The sequence below is a fragment of the Luteolibacter sp. SL250 genome (assembly GCF_026625605.1).
Taxonomy (GTDB): Bacteria; Verrucomicrobiota; Verrucomicrobiia; order Verrucomicrobiales; family Akkermansiaceae; genus Luteolibacter.
This window is the reverse complement of record NZ_CP113054.1, coordinates 1,168,944-1,187,112: the sequence shown is the minus strand read 5'-3', so window position 1 is coordinate 1,187,112 and position 18,169 is coordinate 1,168,944. Positions and strand designations below refer to the sequence as shown.

Here is an 18,169-nt window from a genome sequence, read left to right as displayed (position 1 = left end):
CGGACTTCAGTCCGCAGGGAAGGGTGAAGACGGGGACGATGGGGCGGACTGAAGTCCGCGCTCCGTCCAGAACAGTGCATGACGGATGGGTTCATCATTTCCTGCTGACGGATTGGCGGAAGGCGAGGTAGCCGCTGAGCGTTTCCGCGAGTGGTTTGCCGGTGTCCGCGAGGATGTAGTGCGCCTGGAACTTCTCGCAGATGCGGCGGATGCGGAGGCGGAAGGCGTCGAAGTTCTTCAGGTATTCCCTGCGGATGTCCGCCGGGGAGGCCTTGAGCTGAGCCGGGCCTTCCAGATCCTTGAACTTCCACGTGCCGTTGAAGGGGAAGGTCAGCTCATACGGATCGAGCGTGTGGAAAACGATGACCTCGTTGCCGGAGAAGACGAGCCGCTCCAGGCCTTTCACCAGACCTTCCTCGTCATCGAAGAAGTCACTGATGAGGACGACGATGCCGCGGCGGCGGGCTTCCCGGGCAACCTGTTCCAGGGCGACACCGAGCTTCGTTTCTCCCGTGGCATTGAAGGCCGCCAGACGATCCATGATGTGCTGGATCTTCGGCAGGCTGTCGGTGCGGGGGAGGTATTCCTTCACCTCCGTGTCCACCAACGCCAGCGCGACGGCATCCCGCTGCAGCAGGATCATGTGGGACAGGCAGGCGGCGAGCGCCTTCGCGAAATGGAGCTTCGTCACCTTGGCGGAGCCGTAGTTCATGGACGCGCTGCCATCCATGACCAGATGGGTCACGAAGTTCGTGTCCTGCTCGTACTGCTTGATGTAGTAGCGGTCGGAGCGGCCGAGGACCTTCCAGTCCAGGTGGCGCATGTCATCCCCCGTCGCATACTCACGGTGCTGCGCGAACTCGATGGCGAAGCCATGGAACGGCGAGCGGTGCTCACCGACGCGGTAGCCCTCCACGATCTTCCGTGCCATCAGGCCGAGCGCCTCGCCGCGTGAAACGGCATCCGCATCCAGAAGATCAGGCGTCATGTTTCGGGATCGCGCTCAGAACCTTCGCGATGACGTCGTCCGGGGTGATGCCCTCGCTCTGTGCCGAGAAATTCGGGGCGATGCGATGGCGCATGATCGACGGGGCGACAGCGGCGACGTTCTCACAGCCGACATACACCTGGCCGTTGATGAGGGCGTGTGCCTTCGCCGCCATGATGAGGCTGAGGCTGGCACGCGGGCCGGCGCCGAAGCTGAGGTACTGCTTGCAGTAGTCCAGCGCGCCTTCCTCCCGGGGGCGGGTGCTGCGGACGATGTCACGCGCGTATCTGAAAACATGGTCGGCGACCGGCAGCGCCTTGACGATCTCCTGGAGGCGGATGATCGCCTCGCCATCGAGGACGGGCTGGGGCTGCTCCCCCTTGCCACTGGTGCCGCGCTTCATGACCTGCAGTTCTTCCTCCGCATCCGGATAGCCGACGTGGATGAGGAACATGAAGCGGTCGAGCTGCGCTTCCGGCAGCGGGTAGGTGCCTTCCTGTTCAAGCGGGTTCTGCGTCGCGAGGACGAAGAAGGGCGACGGCAGGGGCCGGGTCACGCCACCGACGGTCACGCGGCGTTCCTGCATGGCTTCCAGCATGGCGGCCTGGGTCTTCGGCGGGGTCCGGTTGATTTCGTCCGCGAGGACGATGTTGGAGAACAGCGGTCCGGGCAGGAACTTGAACTGCTTGTCCCCGGAAACGGGGTCCTGATAGATGACCTCCGTGCCGGTGATGTCGCTGGGCATCAGGTCCGGGGTGAACTGGATGCGGCGGAAGGACATCTTCAGCGTGTCCGCCAGCGTGGAGATGAGCAGCGTCTTCGCCAGGCCGGGGACACCGACCAGCAGCGCGTGGCTGCGGGTGAAGATGGAGATCAGGATCTCTTCGACGACCTTTGACTGGCCGACGATGACTTTGGCGAGTTCCTGCTGGATGGCCGCGTACGTTTCGCGGCAGGCGGCGACATCAGCAGGATTGATTTCGAGTTCTCGCTGCGTTTCAGCGACGGAGGAAGTGGACATGGGCGGTTGGCCAACCACTACACGGACCACTCACATCCCCTTACAAGAAAACTCGGGCGGATTGCGAAAAAACCCCATGAAACAAGGGTTTTCCTGTGTTTATCTGTGTTCCTGTCGGTTTCTGACGGGTTTCTATCAGAATGCGGATCAGTAACCGTTGGAGAGGGTCGAAACGAGCGACTCCCCGGCACGTTCGAGGGCATCAGGCAAGGCGTTGTTCCTCGCGGTCTGGAGATTGGTGTCCACGAACAACTGGCTCTTTCCGGAGGATTTTCCGGAAGCCAGGGTCTTCGTGGGATCCCGCGCGTCCTTCAGGACCCAGGAGATCTCAACCTGGTTGTGCAGTTCCTCCGGCAGGAGCGTGTCCAGGCGGGTGCCCCGGATGGAGGTGTACTGGATCTTTTCCAGCGTCCCTTCCAGGATGGCGTCCGCTTGGTCCGTGGAGGACACCTTGTAGGTGCCATCCTGCGACAGCGCCGCCGCAACCGCCGAGGTGGCGATGGCTTCGGCCCGCGGGTGCTGGGTCTCGTTCTTGAACATCGGGACGGAAATGCGCGTCACCGAGGAAAGGGAGGGCGGCTTCCCGCCTCCCAGCCGGTATCCGGCACAGGATGAAAGCAGCAGCAGGGGCAGGACCAGGAAATGGATCGGTTTCATGAATGGTTCCGGGATGGATTTCACTTCACTCGCCGAGTTCCTTGAGACGGGCCTTCGCCGCATCGTGGGTCTTGCCGTAGGACGACCGCTTCACGACATCCCGGTAGTAGATCTTCGCGGATTCGAACTGGCCGGTGCGGTGATAGAATTCGGCGGTTTCAAAGGTGCGCTCAACGTCGCGGCCGCCGAGGCTGGAGATCTTTTTGCGGGCCTCCGCATTCTTCGAATGGCCCGGGTACTGCATGAGGTAGTCGTTGAACGCCTCGCTGGCGAGATCGAGCGTCGCGCGGTTCTGGTTACCTTCGTCGGCTTGGTTGACGAGGATCTCACCGACGCGGAAGAGGGCTTCCGGAGCCTCCGGAGCTTCCGGCTGCTCGCGGACGAGCTGGCGGTAGGCGGCGATGGCTTCCTTGTGCTTTTTCTTGGATTCGTAGAGCTGGCCGATGGTGAACTGCGCCTTGGAGGCGGTGCGGGAACGCGGGGCGTTGTCACGCACCTGCCCGAGCATCTCCACGGTCTTGTCGAGCGAGAGCTTCGACTTGATGCCGAGGAAGCCGGACTTCACATCACCGTCCGCGGCGGACTGGGCCATGGCGGCCTGGCGGTCGAGCGCCGTGCTGTAGAGACCGCTGCCCTGGAACCGGGTGAGGAGCTGCTGGTACGCTTCGAAGGAATCCAGGATCTCACCCCGCTGCTGGAGGAGCTCCGCCTGGCGGAAACGCGCCTGGGCGGCGGAAGGAGCGAATGGATAACGGGTGGCCGTGTCATCATAGAGCTTGATGGCCTTCTTCGCCTTGCCCGCGTCATCCGCAGCCTTGGCCTGCTGGTAGAGGCCTTCACCGTCGGATGAAGCACCGGAGGTATCCCCCGCCATGATCGGCAGGTCATCCTTCGAGCTGCCACAGGAAACAAGAAGGACGGCGGCAGCGGCACCCAGTGCCAGCGGATAGATGAACCTTGGGGTCATGCGCTGAATGATCCATTTAACGCTTTCCGCGTGAAGCGCAAAATACGCGCGCCCGCAGGCTACTTCGCGCCCAGTTCGGTGGCCCGGCGGGTGGCGGCATCCACCGCGCTGATGAACCCGCTGCGGACTCCGGCATTTTCGAGCGCCGCCAGTCCGGCGATGGTCGTGCCGCCGGGAGAGGTGACCATGTCCTTCAGCACCGCGGGGTGTTCACCCGTCTCCAGCACCATGGCCGCCGCTCCGGCGACCGTCTGCGCGGCGAGCCGGATGGCATCCGCACGGGGCAGCCCGGCTTTCACGCCACCATCCGCCAGCGCCTCGATGACCAGATAGACATACGCCGGACCACTGCCGGAGAGTCCGGTCACGGCATCCATCAGCTTCTCAGGAACGCGGACCGCGAGACCGACGGCGCCGAGCAGGGCCTCCGCCGCCGCCGCGTCCTCCGCCGTGGCGCGGGAGCCGAGGCAATAACCCGCCGCCCCCTTGCCCACCAGGGCCGGGGTGTTCGGCATCGCGCGGATGATCCGCAGGTTCTCCGGAGCCGCGTCTTCCAGGGCCGCCAAGGTCACCCCGGCGGCGATGGAAATGACCAGCAACGGCTTGCCCGCGGCGGCACCGGCGATGTCCGAAAGCGCCCCGGCGATGTCCTGCGGCTTGGTCGCCAGCAGGATGACCTCACTGGCGGACGCCACACCGGCGGCACTGCCGGCGATGGAGGCCCCTGTCGATTTCACGAAAGCCTCCCGGGCGGCGGGAAATGGATCGCAGCCGGTGATGTCCGCGGCCTTTGTGACGCCGGCCTTCACCGCGCCCTCCACCAGAGCCGTCCCCATTTTCCCGCAACCGATGACACCGAGTTTCATGGGCGGACTCTAACGATGCCGCCCGGCACCACGCCAGTGTCATTTTACTTGGAGAAACAGGGCCGCCCGCCGATGGTTCCGGCCATGAAACGGTGGCTCATCACATGGATCGCGGCGGCGGCATTCGGATTCGCGGAGGAAATGCCACCCGTGGAAAAGGCGATCCCCGCACCGGTGCGGGCGCTGGGTGAGCCGACGGCCATCGAGATCAAAGGAGGACTTCGGATGGCGGTGACCGCCGCCACGGAAAAAGCACAGGCCCATGTCAACCAGGGCATGAACCACCTCAACGGTGGCTGGGAATTCGAGGCCAGCCGCCACTTCGCCGCCGCGATGAAGGAAGACCCGGAGTGCCTGCTGGCCCACTGGGGGATGGTGATGTGCCTGCTTTCCCCATCCCCGGAAACCGACGAAGCCCGCATCGCCGCCAGCGAGCGGCTGATGGAACTGATCAACCAGGGGAAAGGCAACGAGCTGGAGCGAGGCTACGCCTTCGGACTCGTCAAGTTCCTCACCGACGGGGTGAACGAAGCCGCCAACGCCTTCCACAAGGTTTCCGAAAAATTCCCGAACGACCTGCAGACCGCCATCCTGGCCGCCCTCTTCAGCCGCTCCGGCTATGATGAACTGGGGGAACCCACCCCGGACCAGGAGAAGGCCGAGAAGACGCTGGAGGAGCTGATGGCGAAGAATCCCGAAAGCCCCCTCCCGCTCCATGCGTTGCTGCTCATCCGCGCGGAAGCTCCGGACCTGACCGGCTCCCTGGAGCTGGCCAGGAAGCTCACGCAGATGGTGCCGAACTACGCGCCGTATTTCCACCTGCTGGGCCACTATGAGTGGCGGTGCGGCAACCACGGCAAGGCGGCCTCCGCCTTCAGCCGGGCCACCACCCTGTTCGAGCGGTGGAGGGAAGCGGAAAAGATCTCCATCGCCGATTGCCCGGAGTGGGTGAGGTCGGAGTGCTACCGCGTCATCGCGGTGTCATCGAACGGTGACTTCGAAACGGCCTACGCCGCCGCCCGCCGCGTCGCGGAAGTCCCCCTGCCGGAAGGCCGCCCAGGCTCCCCCGGGGCACGGATCCTCCTCTGGGAAGCACGCACCCTCCCGGCCCGACTCCTCATGAAACGCGGGCTGCCCGGAAACACGGAGGAGGCTTTCAACTCGCTGCCGAAGCCCGACGCCCTCAAAGCCACCCGTGAAACATCGCTCGCCTCCTGGTGGATCGACGCGCTGCGGATCTCCCTGGATGCGAAACGCTCCGCGGAGTCCGGCAAGCTGGAGGAAGCGAAAATCACCGCCGCCGCCCTGGCGAAGCACGGCAGCGCCTTTGACAAACTCCAGACCGCCGCCGCCCAGGGCGGGGAACGCTCCGAGTGGCTCCGCGCATTCCGCGCCATGGAAGTGCTGGCCAGCGAACTGAATGGCCGCATCGCCCTCGCCAGCCCGCCCGCCGCCCGGGGTTCCGCCTACAACTGGTTCCGCTCCGCATCCGACCGCCAGCGCCCGTCCTCCATGATGTTCCCGCCCGCCATCCTCGCCCCCATGACCTCCCGGGTGGGCGACTACTTCATGACCGTGGGCAGGCAGAAAGACGCCGCCGAGGCGTATGAGGAGGCCCTGAAGCAGTTCCCCAACGACATCGACACCCTCCGCAGCCTGCAGCTCGCCTACGAAGGCGCCGGCATGAAGGCGGAAGCGGAGAAAGCGGCGGCAACCATCCAGAGCCTAAAGGAATAGCACTGAGTAGAGGCGGACCCACAGGGGTAGCGGAAGTCGTGAGACTTCCGGCTGGGGGAAGCACTCTGAAAACCTACACCCCATTGTCCGTGGAATGTCCGCCGGAGACTGGAGCGGAATTGGCGGAGGGATCGACGCCCCGCCGGATCTCTCACGAGATCCGCTACCGCGCCGCGCTTTGTAGAGCAGGGCCGTTCCACCGCGACCTACCATCCTTTACAAAAAAAGCGCCGCCGGAGGGTCCCACCTCCGGCGGCGAACGTTTTCTACCTCTTAACCCACACCCATGGGAGGGATAGCGAACGATTTGCTGTTAACACCCTTACATAAAACACGCCGTGAAGCGCGCTTTCATAAGGTCAGACATTCCTGAATACGAACCGTTCAAACTTTTTGGAAAAAACTTCAGAATTTTTGAAAATCACCATTTCACGGTTTTCAGATACTCCACGGACTGGGGGATCTGCTCCACGGAGGAGGGGGATTCGTCCTCGATGAAGTAGTATTTCACGCCGGCTTCCTTGGCCGCCTTGAGGATGGCGGGCCAGTCCATCTGGCCGGTGCCGAGGGGGACGTCGTTCTTAACGTCCGTGCCGCCGGAGTGGTTGCCCAGCGCGATGCCTTTCTTGAGGTCCTTCAGGTGCATGAGCTGCCAGCGGGAACCGTACTTTTTCAGCAGGGCGACGGGGTCCTGGTCCGGCAGGACGGCCCACAGGGTATCGAGCTGGTAGGCGACGTTGTCCTTGTCCGTCAGCTCAATCAGCAGGTCGAACAGGGTGCCGTCGCCGTGCTTGTGGAACTCATAGCCGTGGATGTGGTAGTAGAACTGGATGCCCTCCTTCTTCAGCGCGGCGCCCGCCTTGTTGAAGACCTCCGCTGCGTCCCGGGTGTCCTGCTCGTCGAAGCCGTCCTTGTGCGGGATCCACGCCACACCGGCGTATTTCAGGCCCAGCGCCTTCGCCTCGGCGGCGACTTTCTCCGGCTCGCTCTTGTAGCGGTCATACGGATAGTGCCCGGCGATGGCGGTGAGGCCGTTCTTTTTGAGCAGCGCGAGGAACTCCTCCGCACCCAGGCCGTAGGTGGTGGCCAGCTCGACTTCCTTGAAGCCCTGCTTGCCCACCCACTCCATGGTGCCGGGGACGTCCTTCTTGAACTGGTCCCTCAGCGAGTAGAGCTGCAGGCCCACGGATTCCGAAAACGTCTCCGCGGAGGCGCACAGCGCACCGGCGACCAGCGCGAACAATGACAACAGTTGGATTTTCATACGGTGTCCGGAAGCTTGCGCGGTTCCCGGCGGCGCGAAAGGGCAAACTTAAACTTGGAAGTTTCCCGCCGTTTCCCGACGCTCCGCCCATGTCGCAGCCCGCCATCGAAGTCAAACGGATCGCCGAACTGGCCCGTCTCGAGCTGACCCCAGACGAAATCGCGAAGTTCCAGCCGCAGCTTGAGAAAATCCTCGGCCACGTGGAGACGCTCACCATGCTGGACGTCAGCGGTGTGGAGGCGACGTCCTACTCCGCCCCCATCTTCGGCCACATGCGGGATGACGTCCCGCACGAAAGCCTCTCCCCGGAAGCCGTCCTGCAGAACGCCCCGGACCAGGCCCAGGGCCAAATCCGCGTGCCGAAGGTCGTGGCGGATGCCTGAAAATACCGCAGTTCCCTTCCACCCATGACCATCACCTCCCTTCGCCAACAGCTCGTTTCCGGCGAAACCACACCCGCCGCCGCCCTGGAAAAACTCGCCGGTGAGATCGCCGCGCGCGACGGCGTGACCGGCGCCTACCTTTCCCATGACCTCAAGGCCGCGCTGGCGGAGGCTGCGGACGCGGACCTTTCCCTGCCGCTGGGCGGCGTGCCCATCGCCATCAAGGACAACATGAACGTGCTGGGCCAGCCGTGCACCTGCGCCTCGAAGTTCCTGGAAAACTACCGCGCGCCCTACAACGCCACCGTCATCACCAAGCTGCGCGCCGCCGGGGCCATCCCCTTCGGCCGGACGAACATGGATGAGTTCGCCATGGGTTCCGCGACGGAGAACTCCGCGCTCGGAAAGACGCTCAACCCCGCCGCCCCGGGCCGCATCCCCGGGGGTTCCTCCGGTGGCAGCGCCGCCGCCGTCGCGGACCGCACCGCCATCGCCGCGCTCGGCTCGGACACCGGCGGGTCCATCCGCCAGCCAGCGTCCCACTGCGGCGTGGTCGGCCTGAAGCCGTCCTACGGCCGCGTTTCCCGCTACGGGCTGGTCGCCTTCGCCTCCTCGCTCGACCAGATCGGCACGTTCACCCACTCCGTGGAGGACGCCGCGCTGGTGCTGCAGGCCATCGCCGGATACGACCCCGCGGACTCCACCAGCCTCGATGAGCCGGTGCCGGACTACTCCGCGAACCTGCACGCGGGCGTGAAGGGCCTGAAGATCGGCCTGCCTAAGGAATACTTCGGCGAGGGCATCGACCCCGGCGTGCTGAAGCTCATCCACGCCGCTGCTGACAAGCTGAAGGACCAGGGCGCGGAGCTGGTGGAAATCTCCCTGCCACACACGGAATACGCCGTCGCCACCTACTACGTCATCGCCCCGGCGGAGGCATCGTCGAACCTTTCCCGGTTCGATGGCATCCGCTACGGCCACCGCGCCGCGAACCCCGCAGACATCATCGACCTTTACAAGAAGTCCCGCGAGGAAGGCTTCGGCGACGAGGTGAAGCGCCGCATCATCCTGGGCACCTACGTCCTTTCCTCCGGCTACTATGACGCCTACTACAGCCGCGCGCAGAAGGTCCGCACGCTGATCCGCCGCGACTTCGAGACCGCCTTCCAGACCGTGGACGCCATCCTTTCACCCGTCGCCCCCGCCCCGGCGCGGAAGCTCGGCGCGGCCGGAAATGATCCGCTGCAGGACTACCTGGCGGACATCTACACCATCGCCGCGAACCTGGCAGGCATCCCCGCCATCTCCGTGCCGGCAGGCACCGTGGACTACGACGGCGACACCAACCTGCCCGTCGGCGTCCAGCTCCTCGGCCCGCACCTCGGTGAGGCCAAGCTGCTGCAGATCGCCAAGGCGGTGGAGTGAGCCTACTGGGACGTCACCCGCGCCGTAGCGTCGTGGCTGCGCCACGACGGCTGGGTGGATGGCAACCATCCCTCCGCTCCCGGTTTTCGTCCGATCTCATCCATGGGCAGGAACGTGGAGTGGTCCTGGAGAAGCAAACCGTGGGGGTGACGAAGGATTCTCCCAACCGTCGTGGCGCAGCCACGCCGCTACACGGAAGGCCCGGTGCCATCTCCCGTGTTCTGTGGCTGCGCTGAGGGGCCGCTCCTTTTCCTCCGTTACTTCCGCCTCCGGCGCACCAGCAGGGTGGATGCGGCCAGCCCGGCCAGCAGCCCACCGGACGGCTCCGGCACCGCGGTGATCTGAAGGTTGTCCACACGCAGGCTCCGCGCGGAGCTGAGGTCACCGATGGTCCAGTTCAACGTCACCTCGCTGTTATCGTCGATCGCTCCGCCGGTCAGCGCGGACAGATCCGCCGTCCAGACCTGGAAGCTGGTCGCGGTGGTGAAGCTGAGGTCGGCCCCGACGTTCACCGGGGCCCCACCATTGATCGAATAGGTGAAGGAGGAAAATCCACCGATGTTCGACCCGCTGGACGCTCCCGCCCGGATGTTCATCCTCAGTGCCAGGTTCGACAGCGAGAGCGTCGAGAATGTCATGCTGAAGGAATTTCCGGTGCTGGACGGATTGAACCCCAGGGAACGTCCCGGCGTTCCCGTGCCACCTGAGCCATCCCATGTGGTCCCATCAAATGCGGTGAAGCTGGCGGCCCCGCCCGCCATGCCCGTGGGGTGGACGGTTCCGGTATATGACATCGAAACCGCGCCAAATCCGTCATTGGCCGTCGCATCCACCGTCTTCGCCACCTGATCACCGTCAAAGACGCCGGTCCCATCCATCTCGGTGTCGAACGAATAGAAGACCCCGGCGGCGGAGGCGGAAAAGATTGGAAAAGAAGAGATCAGGCTGGTGAGGATGAGGCGCTTCATAGAGGGCACCCCTACCCCCATTTTCCGGATAACTCAACCCTCCAAGGCTACTTTTCAAATTCCGTGGGCGCTCATGAGACCCTCCGCAGCCACGAGGCTACCACCGCATGTCATTTCGTCCCCGCATCACCGGGCCTACGGTCCAACATCAGACAATAAGGGATGGCAAATGCCACCGGCGTCCCCAAAAGCGCCACTACATTGAGGAGCTGCCCCTCGGGAGAACCAACGGCCATGAGTGACATCGCCGCGATGACACCGATGCCGAACGCCACGGGAATGATCCACCATGTCTTCATCCGGAAAAATTCGACAGCCGAATGGGCGGCAATCCCGATGGGAAGAGCCACCAGGAGCGCATGGGCGGCACTCTTGAAAATTCCAGCCTCCGGCGGATCCATGTTCAGATCCATCACCCGGGCGACCGCCCATATTCCCCACGACCAGGCAAACGCGGAGAGGATTCCTGCCGCAGCGGCTCTCATTTTGCTCTTTTCCTTTCCCGGCCTTCACCTCCGGCGCCTTGCCGCCAGCCCCACCATGCCCAGGGCGGCCAGCCCGATGGCGGACGGCTCCGGGATGGGGTCGGTCACCACCAGATTGTCGATCTGGGTGCCAAGGGTGGCACCGGCGGGGTTGTAGGTGCGGAAGGCGATCTCCACTTGGGGAGGCAGGGTGATCCCGGTGTAGTCCCTGGAAAAGGTCTGTCCGTTCGCCGTCATCGAGATGCGGACACCATCCACCGCCAGAACCTCGAAGGAGGCGCTGATGTTGCCGGATTCGCCCAGATTCATCGGGTTCGTCGAGTTGTCCGTAAAGTCCTGGGTTCCCGCCGCGCCCGTGGCCAACGACCCGCCGCTGAAGAACCTGAACTGGTCGCCGCCCGTGGTGATGTTGAACAGCGCCAGATACGTGGTGCCTCCGCCGACACCGGAGAAAAAGATACCGAACGACCCCGCCTCATTCATCGTCACGTCCGCTGACATCGACAGCGTGGTGCCGAGCGTCACGGGATAGAGCGTGGTCCCCGGCCCGGCACCGTCCGTATCATAGGCCACCACCACCGTCTGGTTCACGCCCGTGTTGCTGACGTAGCCCCCGGCGTTGTGACCGATGGACCCTCCACTCACCACTTCCCGGAAATTCGCGTCATATTCAGCGGACGTCGTGAACGAATACGTGGCGGCCTGCGACAAGGCGCTCATCGCGAGCATGAAAATTCCGGCTGAACAGATGGGTTTCATTCCAAAGCATTTACCGTGCATTTTTCAGGCAGTCCAGCCCTTTCGGCCTGTTTCCCGCCATCCGCTATTCCGCTTGCCCCACCCGGTCGGCTTCGTTACGCAGGGTCGCTCACCCGCCCGCCGGGGTGTGCCACCAAACGCGAACGCCTCATCCCATGCCAATCACACGCGCCCTCCTTTCTGTTTCCGACAAGACCGGCCTCGCCGACTTCGCCCGCGAGCTGCGCGACCTCGGCGTCGAGCTGCTCTCCACCGGCGGCACCGCGAAGGCCCTGCGTGACGCCGGCCTGCCGGTCATCGACGTTTCCGAGTTCACCGGTGCTCCTGAACTCTTCGACGGCCGGGTGAAAACCCTCCACCCGAAGGTCCACGGCGGCCTGCTCCACCGCCGCGATGACAAGACCCACCTCGCCCAGGCGAAGGAACACGACATCCCGCCCATCGACCTGGTGGTCGTGAACCTTTATCCGTTCGAGGAAACCGTCGCGAAGCCTGACGTCACCCTGGAAGAGGCCATCGAGAACATCGACATCGGCGGACCTTCCATGCTGCGCAGCGCGGCGAAAAACCACTCCCACGTCACCGTCGTCGTTGATCCGTCCGACTACGCGAAGGTCATCGAGGAGATGAAGGAGAACAACAAGGAGACCACCAAGGGCTTCCGCGAGCAGCTCGCCGTGAAGGTCTTCCTCCGCACCTCACAATACGACGCGGCCATCAACAACTTCCTCGGCCAGTCCCGTCAGGGCACCCGCGCGAATTTCTCCCTCAACCTGCCGCTGGAGCAGGAACTCCGCTACGGCGACAACCCGCACCAGAAGTGCTCCCTCTACGGGAACTTCCGCCAGTTCTTCACCCAGGTGCAGGGCAAGGAACTCAGCTACACCAACGTCCTCGACATCGAGGCCGCCGCCGACCTCATCCTCGACTTCGTCCGCCCGACCGTCGGCATCCTCAAGCACACCAACCCATGCGGTGTCGGCCAGGATGACGAAAGCCTCAAGGTGGCCTGGCAGAAGGCCTTTGAAACCGACCGCCAGGCTCCATTCGGCGGCGTCATCGTGGTGAACCGCCCGCTCACCCTGGAGCTGGCCCGCGTCATTTCCGAGATCTTCACCGACGTCATCATCGCCCCGGAGTTCGAGGCGGACGCCCGCGCCCTTCTCCAGAAGAAGAAGAACCTGCGCCTGATGAAGATGAACGACGGCTACCTGGCGGAGAAAAAAGGCTCCGTCATCCGTTCCTGCCCGGGCGGCCTCATGGTCATGGACCGCGACCACACCGCGCTGGGCCTGGACAACCTGGAGTCCAAGGTCGTCACCAAGCGTCCGCCGACGGAGGAGGAAATGCGCGCCATGCGCTTCGGCTGGCGCATCGTGAAGCACGTGAAGTCCAACGCCATCGTCTATACCAAGTCCGACCGCACGCTCGGCATCGGTGCGGGCCAGATGAGCCGCGTGGACAGCTCCCGCATCGCCGTCTGGAAGGCGCGCGAGGCCGGTCTGGACCTGAAAGGCTCCATCGTCGCCTCCGACGCCATGTTCCCCTTCGCGGACGGCCTGCAGTCCGCCATCGACGCCGGTGCCACCGCCTGCATCCAGCCGGGTGGCTCCATCCGTGACGAGGAAGTCATCGCCGCCGCCGACGCCGCGGGCATGGCCATGATCTTCACCGGCCACCGCCATTTCCGCCATTGATCCAACATCCGCCGCCATGACCATGCCCGAAGACATCGAGGAAGAAAACTGGCTGGCTGAGGAACGCCGCAAGGTGGAGGAATACCTCGACCTCGAGGGCTGCCGCCACGGCGGCATCGCGGAGTGGCCCACGGTGCATGTCTATCCGGACTTCGCCCTGTGGGCGGTCCAGTCCACCCGCCATGCCGGACGCACCGGCTGGTGGGTCATCTCCGGGGACGTGCCCACGGACTACATGACCACCGAGGATGGCGAACACCCGCGCGACGCGCTCCGCCATTTCTCCGGCCAGTGGAGCAACGTGGCGGACCACATGCGCCGCGGAAAGGAACACCCGGTCTATAAATTCGGCTCTCCCGCCGATTGGCCGGAACTCGCCCCTCAGCTCCAAACCCGCGCCGATGCCCTGGCCGACTGCGCGGACGACGACGAGGTGTGGGAAGAGGAGGACTGAGCGCACTGCAGAAACCGGAAGGCCCATGGACCTTCCCCCTTGCGCGGCAGCGTCATGGAGTGCGGCAGTCCTCTGCCGCCATCAGTCGCGGGTACCGCTTTCCCCCAGTGAAGACGCCATCCGCAAGTTGGGACGTGGTGGCTTCCCCCACATCATCCGGCAGGTGACGTCCACCTCCAAAGCGGCGGAGGGCCGCCGCACTCCACAAGCTGGCGCAATCCCCGCGCCCCCCTCACCCGGCGGCCATCCCTTTCACCGGTGAAACGCACGCTTCATTTCCAATTGCGGAGCCGCCGCGGGACGCTATCATCGCCCGCGTGACGACCGAGCCAGAGTCCGCCCCCTCCCCTGAAACCCCGACCAACACCGTGGTCCTCCGCTTCGACGAGGACCGGGATGACCGGCACCAGGAACTGGAGGCGGAGGCCCATCTGGTGCAGGCCATCCCCCGCAAGGGAGAGGTCGTCAACATCGAGAACCAGTTCCACGCCGTGACGGAGGTGGTCCACAACTACGACGCCAACGGCATCGAGGTCCACCTCGGCCGGTCCGGGGACACCCCGGCGGAAGCTCAGGATAAAACGGAACCAAAGGCGGAAAATCAGTAGGACAGCGGGGCGGATAGCTGCTTCCTTCCCCGCGATGAGATTCGCGATCGTTTGCCTCGCCGCCACGCTGACCGCAGCGTGGGCGGATACACCCCTTTCCGTCGCCCCGGACCAGTTCAGGAAAAAAGGCTCCGCCACCATCGCCGTGGAGCCGGACGGCAGCGGCGCTGTCAAACTCCGCATCGACGATCCCGGCTGGAACTCCGGCCTGCGGGTGATGCCGCCCGCCGGGCAGACCCACTGGGATTTCTCAAAAGGCAAGGTGCTGGCCGCCGACGTGAGGAACCTTTCCAGAGACAAGCAGCTCCGGCTGACCATGCACATCTCCAGCGGTTCCCGGGACACGAAGGACGAGTCGATGGTGCGTTCCGGCGTGGCGGTGAACCCGGGCGAAACCCGCACGCTCAACCTGTTCATCCCGCATGCGGAGATCTATCACGCGCCTCCCGGCGTCCCGGGCCAGAAGACCGTCGTCTCCACGGAGATCAACTGGATCGACTTCTACATGGAGTGGCCCTTCGAGGCGAAGGCCGACGGACTGGTGGACTGCACCATTTCCAACCTCCGCCTCACCGGGGAACCGGACCGCGCCGCCCATGTGGACCCGGGCAAGTATTTCCCATTCATCGACATCTACGGCCAGAACATCCATGGCGGGTGGAAGGAAAAGATCCACTCCGACGGGGATCTGAAAAAGAACCTCGCCACGGAGGCGGCGGAGCTGGCCGCATCAAAGCGGCCTGCGGAGTGGAACAAATTCGGCGGCTGGGCGGACGGTCCGCAACTCCAGGCGACCGGACATTTCCGCACGGAGAAGCATGAGGGCAAGTGGTGGCTGGTGGACCCGGAGGGCCGCCTGTTCTTCTCCCAGGGCATCGACGTGCTGCGCCACCAGACGGACGCCACGAAATCCACCGGCCATGAAAAGTGGTTCGGCTTCGAGGTGAAGGACACGGAGCTGCCTTTCAACCACTGGAACCTGGAGAAGAAATACGGCAAACCGGACTACCTCCCCGACTTCCACGCCACCCTGGAACGGCGGCTCGAACACTGGGGCATGAACACCATCGGCGCCTGGGGTGGCTACGAGTTGATGGCCCTGGGCAAGACGCCCTACACCGTCCAGCTCGCGGACCACAACCCGCAGTTGCCACGCATCGCCGGCAGCGACCTGAAGTTCTACGACGTCTTCGACCCGCGCTATGTGGAGGCGATGAAGAACCTCTTCACCCGCCGCGCCGCCCGCAACCCGCTCATCGCGAAGTCCGCCACCGATCCCATGTGCATCGGCTACTTCATCGACAACGAGCTGAACTACGGCAACCGCGGCCGTCAGATCCTGGGTGACCATGTGATGCGCAGCCCCGCGACGCAGGCGTCGAAAAAGGAATTCGCCGGTGACCTGGAGAAGAAATACGGCGACATCGCGAAGCTGAACGAAGCGTGGGAAACCAAATACGGCGACTGGGATGCCCTGCTCACCGGGACGGATGTGCCGCAGTCGAAGGGCTTCCGCCTGGACTCGAACGACTTCTTCCGCAAGACGGTGGACCAGTATTTCCGGCTGTGCCGGGACGCGGTGAAAACCTCCGCGCCGGACAAACTCTACCTCGGCAGCCGCTTCATCTCCACCGACGCCGTGCGCCGTGTCCTGTTCGAAGCCAGCAGGCAATACTGCGATGTGCTGACGGTGAACGTCTATGCCCACGGCACCGCGAACCTGGGCGCGGACGGCTTTCCGGACATGCCCGTGCTCATCGGGGAGTTCCACCTCGGCGTGCTGGACCGCGGCATGTTCTCACCCGGCTCCGTCCCCACCGGCGTGACCCAGGACGAACGCGCCATGGCCTACACCCGCTTCCTGCAGGGCGCGCTCACGCATCCCAACATCGTCGGCACCCATTGGTTCCAGTTCCGCGACCAGCCCCTCACCGGCCGCTGGGATGGCGAAGGCTATCAGGTCGGCTTCGTCGATGTCGCGGACACGCCCTACCGGGAACTCATCCGCGCGACCCGTGAGGTGGGCGAGACCATGTACGGCTACCGGCAGCGCGGAAAGCTGAAGTAAGGAGGGAGGACACTCCTGTCCTCCGGCGGCATTGGCAAACTACCTAAGATCTACCGCCAAGCCGCAAAGGTCGCAAAGGAGCGCAAGTGATGAGGCATCAAAATAGGCAGATTGCTCTGTGTTCCCAATGCCGCCGGTGGACAAGAGTGTCCACCCTCCTTACTCAGGACATTGCGTCTTACTCACCCCTCCGCCTGGATCTTCCTCATGCCCTCGAAAAGCCGCCGTTGGCTTTCGATGATCCGCTTCCTCATGCCGTCATCCGGCACGGTATCCCATTTACCCTTCTCATACGTGCCCCCCAGCACGATCCCGTCCGAACGGGGGAACATGTAGGTCCAGCTCGTCAGCAGGTTGTAGTCCACCGCCGGCTGGGGGATCAGGAAACTGAGCTGGCCCTTGATGGGAACCAGCTCCGCATCCCCGAACAGCGCCCCCGCACCCAGTCCCGTGCAGTTGAAGATGATGCCCTCCGGCAGCCCCAGCACTTCCTCCGCTGCGGCGAAGTCCCGGACAACGATCCGGCCACCCGCTTCCTGGATCTCTCCCAGCAACTCCGCCAGATAGGTGGCCGGCTCGATCATCATCGTGTGGAACCGCCGTGCGTAGGCGGCGGGGAACACATGCTCGCCCGGCCCGAAATCATGGAAACCCACCTGCAGGTCATGCAGCACCCCGCCGGGACCGGCGATCCATCCGTTCACCGGCGGATCATCACTCAGGTAGTAGTTCGGCAGCCAGCGCACCCCCCACTTCGGCCCCACCAGTCCCTGGAAGTAGCGGTACGAAATGTTCGCCGCCTCCACATACTGCACCCCGAACTCCGGCGTCCGCCGGTTGTCATCGAAAACGGAAAACGGCCACCACTGCGCACCCGCCACATTGGAGGTGGTGTGGGGCGGCAGGGTCTTCGAGTAGATGGTGACCTTCGCGCCGCGCAGTTGCAGCAGGCGGGCGGTGCTCAGCCCCATGACTCCTCCCCCCACCACCGCGCATTCTTTCCCGGAAACATCCTCGGCGAGGCGGGCCGCCAGTTCCGACGACCCCCAGGAAAGCGTCATCCCTCCTCCGCCATGGCCGTAGTTGTGGACCAGCGTCTTCCCGTTCCTTTCCTCCCGCTTCACCACGAACCCCGGCGAACGGAACGGCCGCAGTCCCGCGATGGTCCGGATCTCCAGCGAGGCGTCCACCTCCACCGGCACCAGGTTCTGTCCTTCTCTTTCTTTTTTGGGTGGAGCCATTTTCGGATCTTCCTGGGTTGCGGAAAGCTTGCCGTCGCGGCGGCAGCCCTGGATGGCTCCCATTCCGGTTCCAAGGGCGAGTGCGATGGCGGAACGGCGGTTCATCATGGATGTCTCCGATCTTCCACAGACCGTCATTGATGGCGATGGAAAAGACACGGAAGCCCCTCACTTTGAGTTCCGTCCGGAGGTAGTTCCATGGTTGGATGGCTCCGCCTCCCATGAAGACCCGCCCCGAAGCCATCGCCCGCGTGAAGGAACTCGCCTTCAAAGGCATGCGGTCCGCACGCATTCTTCGTATCCTTGAAAAGGAAGGCTACGGAGGCTTGCTCGATCTCCAGGAAGTCGAGGCGCTCGCCAACGAGGCCGCCGCAGCGAAAAGCCTGATGCCGAGAGGACCGGGCAAGACCCTCCCGCGCGTCTTCGGCACCATCGCCATTCTGGCTGGCATCGGAGCCATGATGTTGGGAGACGGCTATCACGGCAGGCACTCCCCCGCAGGCTACGGGTTGATTGCCATCATCCTTGGCGGGATCCTCGTGCTGAAGCCATGCTGGGGATCCTCCGAAATCAAATAAGGG

General features: G+C 64.1%; 18 protein-coding genes. 8 read left to right on the top strand and 10 right to left on the bottom strand.

What is annotated here, in order from left to right; all coding sequences use genetic code 11:
* Positions 1 to 94: 94 nt before the first annotated feature.
* The 5 genes from OVA24_RS05280 to proC form a co-directional block, all read right to left on the bottom strand.
* Complete coding sequence (locus OVA24_RS05280; protein WP_267674145.1) at positions 95 to 988, bottom strand: DUF58 domain-containing protein; 894 nt, start codon at positions 986 to 988, stop codon at positions 95 to 97.
* Positions 978 to 2,009 (bottom strand): AAA family ATPase, encoded by a 1,032-nt coding sequence (locus OVA24_RS05275; RefSeq protein WP_267674144.1) that lies wholly within the window; start codon positions 2,007 to 2,009, stop codon positions 978 to 980. Before OVA24_RS05275 ends, OVA24_RS05280 begins: the two co-directional genes overlap by 11 nt.
* Before the next feature lie 147 nt (positions 2,010 to 2,156).
* Complete coding sequence (locus OVA24_RS05270; RefSeq protein ID WP_267674143.1) at positions 2,157 to 2,666, bottom strand: LPS assembly lipoprotein LptE; 510 nt, start codon at positions 2,664 to 2,666, stop codon at positions 2,157 to 2,159.
* 25 nt (positions 2,667 to 2,691) lie between these two features.
* The gene (locus OVA24_RS05265) at positions 2,692 to 3,633 is read right to left on the bottom strand and encodes a tetratricopeptide repeat protein (RefSeq protein WP_267674142.1); all 942 of its coding nucleotides are present in this window, start codon (positions 3,631 to 3,633) and stop codon (positions 2,692 to 2,694) included.
* Between the two features lie 59 nt (positions 3,634 to 3,692).
* Positions 3,693 to 4,499 carry a pyrroline-5-carboxylate reductase gene (gene proC, locus OVA24_RS05260; protein ID WP_267674141.1) on the bottom strand — a complete coding sequence of 269 codons (807 nt, stop codon included), beginning with the start codon at positions 4,497 to 4,499 and terminating at the stop codon, positions 3,693 to 3,695.
* 84 nt (positions 4,500 to 4,583) lie between these two features.
* On the opposite strand from proC, the gene OVA24_RS05255 reads away from it, so the two are divergent.
* A complete protein-coding gene (locus tag OVA24_RS05255; RefSeq protein WP_267674140.1) occupies positions 4,584 to 6,236 on the top strand; it encodes a tetratricopeptide repeat protein in 1,653 nt (550 codons plus the stop codon).
* A gap of 421 nt (positions 6,237 to 6,657) precedes the next feature.
* On the opposite strand, the gene OVA24_RS05250 is transcribed toward OVA24_RS05255, so the two are convergent.
* Positions 6,658 to 7,500, bottom strand: coding sequence for a sugar phosphate isomerase/epimerase family protein (locus OVA24_RS05250; RefSeq protein ID WP_267674139.1), 843 nt, complete (start codon positions 7,498 to 7,500; stop codon positions 6,658 to 6,660).
* Positions 7,501 to 7,589: 89 nt separating this feature from the next.
* Here OVA24_RS05250 and gatC point away from each other — a divergent pair, with 89 nt between their 5' ends.
* Both gatC and gatA read left to right on the top strand, forming a co-directional pair.
* The gene (gene gatC, locus OVA24_RS05245; RefSeq protein ID WP_267674138.1) at positions 7,590 to 7,883 is read left to right on the top strand and encodes an Asp-tRNA(Asn)/Glu-tRNA(Gln) amidotransferase subunit GatC; all 294 of its coding nucleotides are present in this window, start codon (positions 7,590 to 7,592) and stop codon (positions 7,881 to 7,883) included.
* Between the two features lie 24 nt (positions 7,884 to 7,907).
* Complete coding sequence (gene gatA / locus OVA24_RS05240; RefSeq protein ID WP_267674137.1) at positions 7,908 to 9,308, top strand: Asp-tRNA(Asn)/Glu-tRNA(Gln) amidotransferase subunit GatA; 1,401 nt, start codon at positions 7,908 to 7,910, stop codon at positions 9,306 to 9,308.
* Positions 9,309 to 9,565: 257 nt separating this feature from the next.
* On the opposite strand, the gene OVA24_RS05235 is transcribed toward gatA, so the two are convergent.
* The 3 genes from OVA24_RS05235 to OVA24_RS05225 all read right to left on the bottom strand — a co-directional run bounded on the left by OVA24_RS05235 (position 9,566) and on the right by OVA24_RS05225 (position 11,520).
* A complete protein-coding gene (locus OVA24_RS05235) occupies positions 9,566 to 10,276 on the bottom strand; it encodes a PEP-CTERM sorting domain-containing protein (protein WP_267674136.1) in 711 nt (236 codons plus the stop codon).
* A 110-nt stretch (positions 10,277 to 10,386) separates the two neighbouring features.
* Complete coding sequence (locus OVA24_RS05230) at positions 10,387 to 10,761, bottom strand: hypothetical protein (RefSeq protein WP_267674134.1); 375 nt, start codon at positions 10,759 to 10,761, stop codon at positions 10,387 to 10,389.
* A gap of 24 nt (positions 10,762 to 10,785) precedes the next feature.
* Positions 10,786 to 11,520, bottom strand: a complete 735-nt coding sequence (locus tag OVA24_RS05225; protein WP_267674133.1) for a PEP-CTERM sorting domain-containing protein — start codon at positions 11,518 to 11,520, stop codon at positions 10,786 to 10,788.
* 155 nt (positions 11,521 to 11,675) lie between these two features.
* Between OVA24_RS05225 and purH the strand changes: the two genes are divergently transcribed.
* The 4 genes from purH to OVA24_RS05205 all read left to right on the top strand — a co-directional run bounded on the left by purH (position 11,676) and on the right by OVA24_RS05205 (position 16,347).
* On the top strand, positions 11,676 to 13,217 hold the full coding sequence (gene purH, locus OVA24_RS05220; protein WP_267674132.1) for a bifunctional phosphoribosylaminoimidazolecarboxamide formyltransferase/IMP cyclohydrolase: 1,542 nt from the start codon (positions 11,676 to 11,678) through the stop codon (positions 13,215 to 13,217).
* A 16-nt stretch (positions 13,218 to 13,233) separates the two neighbouring features.
* Complete coding sequence (locus tag OVA24_RS05215) at positions 13,234 to 13,671, top strand: DUF4826 family protein (protein ID WP_267674131.1); 438 nt, start codon at positions 13,234 to 13,236, stop codon at positions 13,669 to 13,671.
* A 317-nt stretch (positions 13,672 to 13,988) separates the two neighbouring features.
* Positions 13,989 to 14,279 carry a hypothetical protein gene (locus OVA24_RS05210; protein WP_267674130.1) on the top strand — a complete coding sequence of 97 codons (291 nt, stop codon included), beginning with the start codon at positions 13,989 to 13,991 and terminating at the stop codon, positions 14,277 to 14,279.
* Positions 14,280 to 14,313: 34 nt separating this feature from the next.
* Positions 14,314 to 16,347, top strand: a complete 2,034-nt coding sequence (locus OVA24_RS05205; RefSeq protein WP_267674129.1) for a beta-galactosidase — start codon at positions 14,314 to 14,316, stop codon at positions 16,345 to 16,347.
* 182 nt (positions 16,348 to 16,529) lie between these two features.
* Here OVA24_RS05205 and OVA24_RS05200 read toward each other — a convergent pair whose 3' ends face one another.
* Positions 16,530 to 17,696, bottom strand: coding sequence for an FAD-dependent oxidoreductase (locus OVA24_RS05200; protein ID WP_267674128.1), 1,167 nt, complete (start codon positions 17,694 to 17,696; stop codon positions 16,530 to 16,532).
* A gap of 113 nt (positions 17,697 to 17,809) precedes the next feature.
* On the opposite strand from OVA24_RS05200, the gene OVA24_RS05195 reads away from it, so the two are divergent.
* Entirely contained in the window at positions 17,810 to 18,166 is a 357-nt protein-coding gene (locus OVA24_RS05195) for a hypothetical protein (RefSeq protein ID WP_267674127.1), read from the top strand.
* The last annotated feature ends 3 nt before the right edge of the window (positions 18,167 to 18,169 follow it).